The organism is Pseudoalteromonas sp. M8, assembly GCF_018141365.1.
Classification (GTDB): domain Bacteria; phylum Pseudomonadota; class Gammaproteobacteria; order Enterobacterales; family Alteromonadaceae; genus Pseudoalteromonas.
On record NZ_CP047240.1, the window covers coordinates 630,955 to 643,139 of the forward strand.

A 12,185-nucleotide genomic window follows, 5' to 3' on the forward strand; every position below is an offset into this window, starting at 1 on the left:
TCCACTGGCTTCTTTTCTGAACGAAAAATAGAACGACTATGCTACAAAAACTAATTCGTCAGGCGGGGATCCTGTTAGGTGGTAACCTATCAGCGTCTATTCTTAACTTTTTATCCGTTGCCATCTCATTAAAAGCCCTAGGGGTTAAATCCTTTGGTGAAGTGACCTTATTGCAAGCATACATATTGGTTATTAGCTTGTGCTTCAACCCTCAGGCATGGCAGGGATTGATACGTTATTTTAGCCTCGAAAGCGATAAAGCAAGATTAATTGTAGCAACGCTCAAATATGATTTTTTGTGTGCGGTTGCAGGTACGGGGATCGCTGTTCTATTTGCTGAGCTCTACGCTGCTAGCTTTGGGCTTGGTGAGTACAGCGAGTTACTAAAGTGGTGTTCGATATATATATTGCTAAACCAAACCAGTGTCGCAATTGGTATACTACGCTACCAAGAGCGTTATAAAGCGTTAGCGTTACAGAGCGTGATTAGTGCAGTACTCTTTTTTGCCTGTGCCTTAGTTGGCTATTGGAAAAACTTAACGGTGAGTTTTTACGTTGCAACCTATCTCATCACCTTAGGGTTGGGCGTCGTTTTTATTCAGTGCTTATGCTTGAGCCAAGTGGTTTCTTTATTAAAGAACAAAGAGAGTACAATCGAAGCGCTCTCTCTGGCTCGAATAAAAGAGTTCACACGCTTCAATTTCACTGTTCATATGACTGCACTGGCAGATATCCCTGTCAAACAGCTCGATAATATCTTAGTGGGTGCGGTGGTATCTGTAGGAGCCGCAGGCGCTTATCGCGTGATAAAACAAATCGCGACGATTTCAACAAAAGTGACAGGTCCCTTGAATCAAGTGCTGTACCCTGAAGTGAATGCGTTATTAGCAAAGAAAGCTTATAGCAAAGTTAAAGGCGCAATGCAGAAAATCATCCTGCTTTTACTCCTCCCTTCTTTGGTTGTTGTCGCGTTGGCAAGTTTTACGACAAATTATTGGATACCGGCAATCTTTTCAGAAGAGTTACTGGCTTATCAGTGGCATATTATTACGTTTTTGTTTATTCACGCGGTTGCGACGGCTTTTACACCAATACATCCGATATTCTTAGCATTAGGGTATGTGAAGCGGTTATTTATGATCACGCTTTTCTCTAATATCATATTGTGTATAGGTATTTTAATACTAGGTACACAGATTGAGTTGTGGGGCGTGGTGATCTCGATTTTTATTCAGTATTTACTGACAATTATATGCAAGTTACCGCTGATTTTAACGCGACTAGCAAAGGAACATTCATGAAAGTACTTCACTGCATACCCAATTTTTCAATAACGACGGAAACCTTTATTTATGATCAGGTTGTTGCGATTGAGCAAAGTGGCGTACAGTCTGCGATCCTAACTGCAAATAGAATGAATGAAACGAGTCGCCCATTTGATAAAGTTTACCTATCACCAATCAAGTCAGTCATTAATGAGCGAGTGACACAAGCACTTGCACTTAGGTTGCAGTTGTTGCCTTACATGATTGATTACAAAACTTGGGCGCGCGTAATAGATGAATTTAAACCTGATGTGATCCATTGCCATACTGGGAATGCAGTAAAAATTTGGATGCACGTGAGTGATAAACTGGGTATTAAGATCCCCACGCTTGCATCATTACATGGCTCTGATGTAAACAGTGAACCTTTGATCAGACCTAAGTATCGTGCTGTTCTTGCTGCAGCGGGAAAGAAAGACTTTATTCAATGGACAGTTCCTTCGGAATTTTTAAAGCATAAAACAACGCTAAATCTAAGCGTCCCCGCCGCTAAAATTAAAGTGGTTCATAATGCTTTCAATCCGATGTTTTTGAACGAAAAAGCGAAGGTTACATTCGATAATTTACGCATTATTTCTGTCGGTCGTTTTATAAATTGTAAAGGGCATCAATTCCTCATTGATGCTTTGTCTATACTGCTGCCCCAATTTCCTGATGCAACATTAACTTTAGTTGGAGGCGGGGCACTTGAGGAGCAACTCAAAGCGCAGGTTCAACAACTAGGTATGAGTGAGCAAGTACATTTTATCGATAAGGTAGAGCACGTTAAGTTGCCATCTTTACTTGCATCACATAATGTCTATGTGCAGCCTTCAATTCGCGACGAAGTAACATTTCAAGAAGAATCATTTGGTGTTGCCGCTTTAGAGGCAATGGCGACCGGGTTACCTACTGTTGTTTCAGATTGTGGCGGGTTAACCGAGCTGGCAGGACTGACAAACACAGCTGCGGTGAAAGTAGCAGAGCAAAAGAATGCAAAATCCATTGCGGCTGCAATCAGTCATTTATTTGAAAATCGAGCGACACTTACAGAAACTGAACGTGCTGAGGTCGGCCATTTATTTTCGTCAGAAATGAATACGGCTGCAATCTTAGAGAGTTATAGTAGTTTAATCAGCTAAATAACGCTTTGGCATCCTTTTATCGTTAATATAGCGAAAGCTCCTTCCGAGCGAGCTGTAAAATCTCTCGGAAGCTTTGTACTCGTAAGAAGCCTGTCCAACAAATTCAGGGGGTTGTGAATATACAATCCATAGCTTATGAGTTTTATGGTTGTGAAAAGAGTCGCACTAAGTCTTCAGCCAGAAAAAAAGGTTCTTTTACATAAGCCGAAGGCTGGTAATTACTCGCACCATTGATGAGCTGAGCAATCGAGTCTATTTGTGTGCAAACCATTGCATAATTATGCTTGTCGACATAGTCTGCTAAATCTGATTGATGCTTATCAACTCTTCCGAAGTTAGGAACAATAATGCACTTCTTACCTATTTCCAATAATTCGAACACGGTTCCTGCCCCAGCATGTGTGATGATAAGATCGGCATCTTTTAATGTGTTTGAAAAGTGGTTCGAAAACCCGAAATACTCACCATTACGTGGCTGAAAGTCACCTTTGCCTATCTGAAAAGTGAAATGGTGTTGGGGGAGAGTTTGCGCAGCCTCATCGACAGCTTTAACCAATGTATCAAATGAAGAAGAACCAACCGTTACTAATATTTTCATAGTCTTCCGCAGTACCTTGCATTTTTATATAGCGCTAACTGCTGTTTGTTTTGCACCCAAAACTCATGGCATAACTTGGACATTACCCTGCCGGTGAAGGAACGGGTGTAAAAGCGGCAAAACGTTTCAACAAATACCACTTTCTTGCCGAACAGCCGTAAAACAATGGACGGAAGTATAGCGATACCAGGGCCGGTAGAGATAATGCCGGTTACTTTGTATTGGCGGCAGACTTGTAGAGTCGTAGTTAGCGCCTTAATTGAACCGTAAATAGCCATTCCAACGGATTTAATGCGGCTTTGCTTATGACGTACATCACCAAGCGTAAAATGCGTGATGGACTGGTGAATTGGTGTAGGCCCCAATGAAACGAAATTGAGTTCGGATCCTACTATATGATCTAACAGAAGGGTCATTTCTTTTTTATGCCCTCCTTCGCCATAAGCTAGGATAACTACGGGTTGCTTTGACATATTTACTGCTTTTTATTTAGTTTTGTGGTGATTCCAAAATATTTGCGTATCTTAACAGTTACTCGCCAGATCCGGCTCATTATATAGAAATAGACGAGATTGATCACGACGAAACTCCAAAACATCACATAATTTGGAACGCCTATAAACTCAGCGACAACACCAACTGTGGCAAACAGTAAAGCGATAAAACAAATAGTTAATAGTGCCTGTCTAGAAGACAAACCTAACCGCATGATAATGTGGTGTAAGTGCTCTCTGTCAGGCATAAAAGGTGACTGGCCCTTTTTTATTCGCCTTATAATAGTAGAAAGTGCATCCATAATAGGAATTGCGGCAATCCAAAGCCCTGTTACAGCACTAAATGAACGAGTTTCGCCTTGCGAGCCTTCTATCAACATCCATACGATAGAAAAGCCTATGACTGTACTGCCAGCATCACCCATAAATACTTTAAACCTTTGTCCAAAGGGGACACCAACATTCATTAAAATATAGGGGATAGTTGCAATAACGATCACAAATGAAAAAGACAACAGCTGAGTGTGGCCAGACATTAGAAAGAGCACCGACATTGCGCCAAATGTAACGGTTGCCATTCCTCCAAGCAAACCATCTATCCCATCTACCATATTAAATGCGTTGATTGCACCAATGACGGCAATAAAGGTAAGCAGATAACCAAGAAAAGGAATGCTGACATCGGAGGGTCCGAAAAGTGAACCCAGATCAATCAAAATGAGATCGGCGTTTATCATCATAATCAGAGACATCAGTGCTTGGATAAGCAGCCTGAGTTTAAAACTTAAGTCTTTTAGGTCGTCCCACACACCTATCAGCAACAAGAAGCCAGCACAACATAAATAAATATATGAATGAGATAAAGTGTTAGGAAAAACATATAAGTAGCTAAAGACTACAACAAAAATAGACAAACCACCGACCAAAGGCACCGTACCAGAGTGTACCTTTCTTTCATTCGGTGTATCGACAAGATTGATCACCTTTGCCAGTTTTCTGAACAAAAACAGACTAATGAATGTAGCAAAAAAGACGCTTATATTATTTATTATCACTTCAAACAGTGCCTAAAATTAGATTGAACCAAAAAGTAGCCGATATCAAAGCGCAAACCAGAGCGTGTCTATAAACATAATTTATCTAATAAAAAGTCATGCAAACGAGCTATGTTAACGCATTGCCAGCGTTTAGTCACATTCGTCTATCAATGCTGGCTAAATTAGTAGTTAGGATACACGAATAATGTAGCCTCTTTCGTTTCTTTTTGTAAATAATAACCCATAAAATACACTCGCTTTTTAAGCAACTGTTACTGCTAGAGCAAAGTTGACCAAAAGTAAGGTATTCCGACAGGCTTTAGTTACCGATATGTGGGCCTTGCTGTAGGTGGATTGTCGCTTTTAATGGGTTGCATTTGGCTACAATTTAACGCTAAAAATACTATTTTAATAAACATTTCGTTTGCTATAATGCCCACCTTTTAGTTAGTCAAAGCTGGTTGAGAAACTCCATGGAAAGTAATGTTGTAGCCGCAGAACAGAGTATAAACTTCACATTTGCTAAGTTAATGAAATACAAATGGGTCGTTATTGTTGGAACACTGCTTTCAGCCGCACTCTCCGTATTTGTAGCGATGGAACAACCCAATAAATATACCGCTAAAGTTTACTTAGTACCATCTAACGCCAAAGAAGGCGGAGGACTATCTAAGCTGGCTGGTCAGTTCGGTGGTCTAGCTAGTATGGCGGGAATTTCTCTTGGTGGCTCAGAAGGAAATGATGTTGATGCAGCGATTGAATTTATGAAAAGTCGCGGCTTTTTGCAGCCATTTATTGACAAGCGTACCTTATTACCTGAAATTCTCGCACTTGAGAAATGGGATTCAAATAATAACGGCTATATCTACAACCCTGAGCTTTACGATGTTGAAACAAAAACTTGGGTAAGAAGCGCCCCTCCTGGCAAACAAGTTATTCCATCAGCATGGGAAGGTTATATTTCTCTGTTAGGCAGCATAGATGTTTTGTATATGAAGAAAAAAGGTCTGGTAGAGCTAAAAGTCACTACCCTAGCACCTGAGTTATCAGTGAATATAACCAACTGGCTTGTTGAAGATATAAATGAATTTTGGCGTACAAAAGACAAGCACGAAGCTGAAGAGGCGATAGAGTATTTAAAACAAAAAGCCGCAGAAACCAGCGTTGCAGAGTTACGTACTGTATTTTACGAGTTAATAGCAGAACAAACCCGTTCAAAATTATTATCGTCTATTGGTGACTATCACTTGGTAAAACCTTTGTCTCCTGTTATCTATCCTGAAGAAAAATCGGGGCCATCACGTGCGCTGATCTGTTTAGGAATTACCTTTATCGGTGGCTTATTGTCTTTGATTGTTGCATTTATTTTAGCGCTTAGATCGAAGGCGTAGTTGGTTATGACAATTACCTCATCTAGAAAACCGTGTGTACTGCTGACAAGTAACCAATATAAGCCAAACATAGGTGGGATTGAAAACTCGCTCTACCATCTTTCTCAAGAATATATCCAGTTAGGATATGAGGTTATTATCGTTACCAGCGACTTAAACCCAGACAACAAGTCACTACCGGACGTCGAAGTTGAAGATGGCGTAACTATTTATCGATATAAAACTGGCCGTGATCAAGGGGTTGGACGAGGGATAAAGCATATTCGCAATGCTATTTCACTTTATAAAACCGTACTAAAAAAACATGACCCAGAGCTTGCGGTTTGTCGTTTTCACTTCAATGTGGTGTACCTAAAGGCACTAGGGTATCAAAACCTTGTATATTTGGTGCCTGGTGTAGTGGAAAACGAGACCAAGGCCAGTTTACGACAGCAAACTACTTTTCTAGGAAAAGTGAAAGGTTCGTTGTCTTTTTCCTTGCATAAATTAATGCAGCGCTGGGCATTTTCTTGCTCTGACAAGCTATTTGTATTTAGTGAAAATATGTTGCAGCAAGTCAGAAAAATTAACAAGGATAAAGCCATCAGAACGTGTAAACCAGGCGTTAGCTTATCACGCTTTAGCCTGGTTTCTCGAAGCGAAAAGCACCAATTAAGAGAACGATTAGGTGTTGCTGATAATGGTAAAGTGTTTTTATGTATTGGCCGGTTTGTAAAGGCCAAAGGCTTTGATACGGCAATTGAAGCATTAAAATTGCTAGACGGTGATGCAACGTTGTGGTTATTGGGCGAGGGAACTGAAGAACAAGAGCTTCGCGCGTTATGTAACCGCCTTAATGTGGACGCCAAAGTTAAGTTTTTAGGACGCCAAAGTTGCCCTGAGGAATATTATAAGGCTGCTGACTTTTTTATTATGTCATCAACTTATGAGCCGCTTGGACAAACCATTCTAGAAGCCTTATCTTGCGGCTTACCGATAGTGGGAGCTTGTGCAAGTGACAAGGTGATAACAGCCACAAGTGAGATCCTATCATCTACTAACAATATACTACTCGACGCACACTCAGCTGAGTCGTTTGCCGAAGGGATGAAAACCCTTATGGCGCTTGAAGATAGTGACTATGCTCTGTTGCAACAGCAAAATAGAACGTTAGCAGAGCAAAAATTTAGTTGGAATAAACTGGCTAGGGAGTTAGCAAGTGAAGACTAAATTACAATACCTAATATTGAAAATTGCGAATCGCTTTATTAGATCCACGTTGTTGCAGGAGAAAGTTGATAAGTTAGGTTATACGCTGATTATCGATAAGTACCGTGCTCAGGGTGCTGAAATTGGTGAAAACACCATCATTATTGATACCAAACTATCTTCATCTAGTAAGGGGGATCGTTTTTTTATTGGTCGAGATTGTACTATTACAGGGGCAACGTTACTCGGTCATGATGCTTCTCCAACGCTTTTTATTAAAGAGCTTGTTATTCATCCTGAAAGTTATAAAAAAGGCTCAAGGCGCTCGTATCGGTCGCCAATCACAATAGGTGATAATGTATTTATTGGTTGGGGGAGTATCGTTTTACCCGGTGTGAACATTGGCAATAATTGTGTTATTGGCGCAGGCAGTGTTGTAACGAAAGACATTCCAGAGGGCATGGTAGCAGCGGGCAACCCTGCTAAAGTGATAAAAGCCACAGCAGAATATGTGAGCACATATAGAGCTAAGCTCGAAAAAGAACCCGGTAATTTCTGATGTTAAAGCAGTTTTTTGTCAGTAATGAAGCCCCATCTCTAGCGCATAAGTTGTGCTTGCTGATGATGAGCGTCTACTTACTTGCGGATATTGCTGCGGGCTTTACGGTGATCCAGCTTGGTCTCAACCTTAAGCTGTCGCTACTATATAAACTGCCATTAACAGTCTTGATTTTAGTGCTAGTGTTACTGCTGGACGCTAGGTATTTTGTTGCTTTACTCTCTTTGCTGGCAATACTCCTTATTGGTCCTATTTTTCAGCTTGCCAATGAAGCAGATGGCGGCGCGTTCATTAATGACTTTTCAAATGTATACAAGATGCTTATGCCGATATCCATTTTTGTGTACTTTGGCCTGTTGTCAACACGTTGGAAGTCATTCACTGCCAAGTGGTTAGAAAAGATCCTACTTACCAACTTTGCAATATTGTGCTTTAACCTATTACTCGGAGCGCTTGGTTTTGGCCGCTCCAGTTATGAACTCAGAGATGGCGAAACAGCAGGTTCCAATGGTTATATTTATGCCGCAAATGAGTTAGGTGCAACAATGGTGGTGTTGTTTTCTTTTGTACTGCATATTGGTTGGAACAACTATCGTCGCTGGTATCCCGTACTTTCGTTGTTTACTGTGCTTTGTGGTTTACTGGTGGCAACCAAAACAGCGATGCTTGCAGCGGCATTACTGGTTTTTGTTATTCCGTTGGCCAATGAAAGAGAGCGCTTTTTTAAGATGACAAAGCTTAAGCTCTATATGCTGGTTCCTATGACTATAGGTGTTGTTATTATTGCACTGGTTATTACCGACTTACTTGAAGCACTAGGCTTGTATGATCGCTTTATGTGGGTGCTCAGTCAAAAAGGAATATTAGGTATTGTATTATCCGGCCGAGACGAATATGCACGAGATTTGTTGGTCGTCTATGTTGACTATTTAGCGTTCTGGCAGCAGGCCATTGGAGTCGGAACCGCTGGTATTGCAGAGTATCTTCCCATTAAGTATGCTGCCGAAATTGATGCGGTGGACGTACTGGCCTATTTTGGCTTTTTTGGGTTACTAATTTGCTTTGCCTTTTATATATTAACGTTCGTTAAGGCTGCCTCACAGTTTGTTAAATGTAATGCTGTTTACAGTCCAAGTGTTGTTGTTGGTACATTTATTTTGCTATTTTTAGCACAATTAAGTGGTCATGTTTGGATTTCTGGTACGCTAGGGATATCATTTGGGTGTTTTGTTTCATTATTATGGGTTGATAATGAGAAAAGGAGTAACTCGTGAATTCATCTTTACCCCTAGTTACTGTGTGGATCCCAACTTGTAATCGACTATCATTGCTGAAGCGAGCGGTAAAGTCGGTACAAAATCAAACATACAAAAATTTAGAGTTGTTTATAGTTGATAATGGTTCGACGGATGGAACCGTAGAATATTTGCAACAACTCAGTGCGCAGGACTCGCGAGTTAAAATCCACTGCTTTGACACTAATCAAGGTGCTTGCCGAGCGAGAAACTATGCGATTCAGCACGCTCATGGGGTGTATGCAACGGGGCTTGACGATGATGATGAGTTTTTACCTAATAGAATTGCAGAGTTGGTTGAGGCTTTTGACGAGCGTTATGCTTTTGTTTGTAGTGGCTACATTTGGGATTATGGCAAAATTCAGCGTTCTCTTTTGGATTCAAATTTAATCATTGGGATAGACGCTCAACTCAATTTTAATCAAGCGTCAAACCAAGTGCTAACTAAGCGTGAGAGACTGGTAGAGGCAGGATTATTTGATGAGTCGATAGTGTCATCACAAGATTGGGAATTGTGGACGAGAATGATACTGAAATATGGAGCAGGCAAAAGGATCAGCACACCTTCATATATAGTTCATACAGCACATGATAAACCCAGAATTACCGATAGTCTTAATAATCGTATGGTTGGATTTCAGCAGTTTTATGAGCGCTATGGGTATTTAATGTCGAAGTCAAACAAGAAGTGTTTTGACTTTTTGATGCATTACAGTGAAGGCCGTAAAGTCGGCTTTGTTACTGTGATAAAGTTTTTTACTCCTGCTATTGCCACTAAATTGCTTAGAGCTTGGTTGGCCTCGTTATTTCCCAAGCTTGCTAGAAAACGCTTAGAACTCTTTAAAAGGGATGAAAGTGAGTAGAATTTGTTTTATCGCAAACTTATTTCCTTCTAAAAAGGACCCTTCGTTTGGTAGCTTTGTCGGGAAAAACTATGAGCAATTGGAGGCTCAGGGAAATCAAATAGTAAATAAAGTCGTGATTGACTATAGAGCTTCAGGTTTTGAGAAGTTGCTTTGTTACGCCAGGTTTGTTGCTCAGGGCATAAGGGCGATTGCCAAGCGTAACTACGATTATATTTACTTTCACTATCTAACTTATTCAACGCTATGCCTGTTGCCTTTTCTGCTACTTAGTCGACCCAAGTATGTAGTGAATATTCACGGTGATGATCTGGTTGGGGACACTCCCATACACAAGATTATGGGCTTTGCATCATCGCTGATATTAAAGCGCAGTGCTGCCGTTGTCGTACCCTCTTCATACTTTAAAGCTAAGTTGCTTGAATTATATCCTTGGTATCAAGAAAGCAAAATTGTCGTTTCGCCCTCAGGCGGTGTTGACTTTGAGCTGTTTAAGCCGACGGTTATGCCATCTGAAGTCGGATTCACACTTGGGTATGTATCACGGATAGATGAAGGAAAAGGGTGGCAAGAGTTGCTTGAAGCACTTGCCATCATTAAAGCTGCAAACCCTGAGCTGCTTAGTGGTTTTAGTTTAAAAATGTATGGTACCGGTGCACAGGTTCCCGCTTTGCAAGAGCAAATTGCTAAGCTTGAATTAGCATCACTCGTTCGCTATTTCGGTGCCTTAAAACCGCATGAACTGGTAGACAAGTATAGTGAGATGAATGCGTTTATTTTTCCAACTCATAGAGAAAGCTTTGGTTTGGTTGCTGTTGAAGCGCTGGCATGTGGCACGCCCGTTTTGGCGTCAAATATTAGTCCGGTCAATGAAGTTGTGATTGACGGTAAAAATGGACTACTTTTTGATGTGAAGAACAAAGAGTCAATTGCGGATAAAATAGTACAGATACTAACAATGAGCCCTCAAGAGTATGATGCGCTTAGCTCAAATACACGGAGCTCTGTTAAACATTACGCTGCCAATCAAGTCGCGCAACAGTTAGACGTTGAGTTAAAAACACGGATATAACTTTAGGAATTATTAATGAAAATTGTAGTTGTAGGTACTGGTTATGTAGGCCTCTCCAATTCTGTATTGTTGGCTCAGCACAACGAAGTCGTTGCATTAGACATTGATGAGGCGAAAGTTGATCTGATCAATAAAAAACAATCACCAATAGTGGACAAAGAAGTTTCAGAGTATTTATCGAGCAAACGCCTTAACCTCGTGGCGACCACTGATAAGCAACTTGCCTATAAAGATGCTGAATATGTGGTGGTCGCAACACCAACCGACTACGACCCTGAAAGCAATTACTTCAATACAAAGTCCGTAGAATCAGTTATCTCCGATGTTCAGCATTACAATAGTGATGCAATTATTGTGATCAAATCAACCGTCCCGGTAGGTTTTACCGAAAAAGCCAGAGCCCAATTTAATTCTGATAAGATCATATTTTCGCCAGAGTTTTTGAGAGAAGGTAAGGCACTTTACGACAATCTGTATCCATCTCGGGTGATAGTAGGTGAGCGCTCTAAGCAAGCGGAAGTATTTGCACAATTGCTAAAACAAGGTGCTGAGAAAGAAAATATTGAAACCTTATTTACTGACTCGACAGAAGCTGAGGCAATTAAGCTGTTTTCTAATACGTATTTAGCAATGCGAGTAGCTTATTTTAATGAGTTAGATAGCTACGCAGAGTCTCATGGTTTAAACACAAAGCAAATTATCGAAGGGGTGTGCTTAGACCCAAGAATTGGTGATCATTATAATAACCCGTCTTTCGGATATGGCGGATATTGCCTACCTAAGGACACCAAGCAGCTGCTAGCGAACTACAAAGACGTACCAAACAACATCATTCAAGCGATTGTTGATGCAAACACAACAAGAAAGGACTTTATCGCTGAGTCTATTCTAAAGCGTAATCCCAAAACTGTAGGGATTTATCGCCTGATCATGAAGGCAGGATCCGACAATTTTAGAGCCTCATCTATTCAAGGGGTGATGAAGCGCATAAAAGCGAAAGGTGTTGAAGTCGTTGTTTATGAGCCAGTACTTGAAGAAGAAAGCTTCTTTAATTCTAGGGTACTTAATGACCTAAATGTATTCAAAAATAGCTGTGATGTAATCATCTCTAACCGCATGGTTGAGGAGTTACAAGACGTTACCGAAAAAGTCTACACAAGAGACCTTTTTGGCAGTGACTAGGCTAGACCTAATTGAGAATATACGTATAATAGTAAGCCTAATTCGTTAGGCTTATTT

At 40.7% G+C, this 12,185-nt stretch carries 12 protein-coding genes; 9 read left to right on the forward strand and 3 right to left on the reverse strand.

What is annotated here, in order from left to right; genetic code table 11:
* Nucleotides 1-38 precede the first annotated feature (38 nt).
* A complete protein-coding gene (locus GSF13_RS07905; RefSeq protein WP_206471484.1) occupies nt 39-1,301 on the forward strand; it encodes an oligosaccharide flippase family protein in 1,263 nt (420 codons plus the stop codon).
* Nucleotides 1,298-2,446 carry a glycosyltransferase family 4 protein gene (locus GSF13_RS07910; RefSeq protein ID WP_206471483.1) on the forward strand — a complete coding sequence of 383 codons (1,149 nt, stop codon included), beginning with the start codon at nt 1,298-1,300 and terminating at the stop codon, nt 2,444-2,446. Before GSF13_RS07905 ends, GSF13_RS07910 begins: the two co-directional genes overlap by 4 nt.
* Before the next feature lie 145 nt (nt 2,447-2,591).
* Here GSF13_RS07910 and pssE read toward each other — a convergent pair whose 3' ends face one another.
* Genes pssE through wecA form a run of 3 tightly spaced genes read right to left on the reverse strand, consistent with a single transcriptional unit; the run spans nt 2,592 to nt 4,545 of the window.
* Nucleotides 2,592-3,047 carry a PssE/Cps14G family polysaccharide biosynthesis glycosyltransferase gene (gene pssE, locus GSF13_RS07915; protein ID WP_211867764.1) on the reverse strand — a complete coding sequence of 152 codons (456 nt, stop codon included), beginning with the start codon at nt 3,045-3,047 and terminating at the stop codon, nt 2,592-2,594.
* Entirely contained in the window at nt 3,044-3,520 is a 477-nt protein-coding gene (gene pssD / locus GSF13_RS07920) for a PssD/Cps14F family polysaccharide biosynthesis glycosyltransferase (RefSeq protein ID WP_206471481.1), read from the reverse strand. The genes pssE and pssD overlap by 4 nt, the downstream gene beginning before the upstream one ends.
* 2 nt (nt 3,521-3,522) lie before the next feature.
* Nucleotides 3,523-4,545 (reverse strand): UDP-N-acetylglucosamine--undecaprenyl-phosphate N-acetylglucosaminephosphotransferase, encoded by a 1,023-nt coding sequence (gene wecA, locus GSF13_RS07925; RefSeq protein WP_248298644.1) that lies wholly within the window; start codon nt 4,543-4,545, stop codon nt 3,523-3,525.
* Between the two features lie 506 nt (nt 4,546-5,051).
* Between wecA and GSF13_RS07930 the strand changes: the two genes are divergently transcribed.
* Genes GSF13_RS07930 through GSF13_RS07960 form a run of 7 tightly spaced genes read left to right on the forward strand, consistent with a single transcriptional unit; the run spans nt 5,052 to nt 12,128 of the window.
* Complete coding sequence (locus GSF13_RS07930) at nt 5,052-5,969, forward strand: Wzz/FepE/Etk N-terminal domain-containing protein (RefSeq protein WP_211867765.1); 918 nt, start codon at nt 5,052-5,054, stop codon at nt 5,967-5,969.
* A 6-nt stretch (nt 5,970-5,975) separates the two neighbouring features.
* On the forward strand, nt 5,976-7,178 hold the full coding sequence (locus tag GSF13_RS07935) for a glycosyltransferase family 4 protein (RefSeq protein WP_211867767.1): 1,203 nt from the start codon (nt 5,976-5,978) through the stop codon (nt 7,176-7,178).
* Nucleotides 7,168-7,716, forward strand: coding sequence for a DapH/DapD/GlmU-related protein (locus tag GSF13_RS07940; protein ID WP_206471478.1), 549 nt, complete (start codon nt 7,168-7,170; stop codon nt 7,714-7,716). Before GSF13_RS07935 ends, GSF13_RS07940 begins: the two co-directional genes overlap by 11 nt.
* Nucleotides 7,716-8,990: an O-antigen ligase family protein gene (locus GSF13_RS07945; protein ID WP_206471477.1), complete on the forward strand. Its 1,275-nt coding sequence runs from the start codon at nt 7,716-7,718 to the stop codon at nt 8,988-8,990. The genes GSF13_RS07940 and GSF13_RS07945 overlap by 1 nt, the downstream gene beginning before the upstream one ends.
* Nucleotides 8,987-9,874, forward strand: a complete 888-nt coding sequence (locus GSF13_RS07950) for a glycosyltransferase (RefSeq protein WP_206471476.1) — start codon at nt 8,987-8,989, stop codon at nt 9,872-9,874. The genes GSF13_RS07945 and GSF13_RS07950 overlap by 4 nt, the downstream gene beginning before the upstream one ends.
* A complete protein-coding gene (locus tag GSF13_RS07955; protein ID WP_211867769.1) occupies nt 9,867-10,946 on the forward strand; it encodes a glycosyltransferase family 4 protein in 1,080 nt (359 codons plus the stop codon). Before GSF13_RS07950 ends, GSF13_RS07955 begins: the two co-directional genes overlap by 8 nt.
* 15 nt (nt 10,947-10,961) lie before the next feature.
* Nucleotides 10,962-12,128, forward strand: coding sequence for a nucleotide sugar dehydrogenase (locus GSF13_RS07960; RefSeq protein ID WP_211867771.1), 1,167 nt, complete (start codon nt 10,962-10,964; stop codon nt 12,126-12,128).
* The last annotated feature ends 57 nt before the right edge of the window (nt 12,129-12,185 follow it).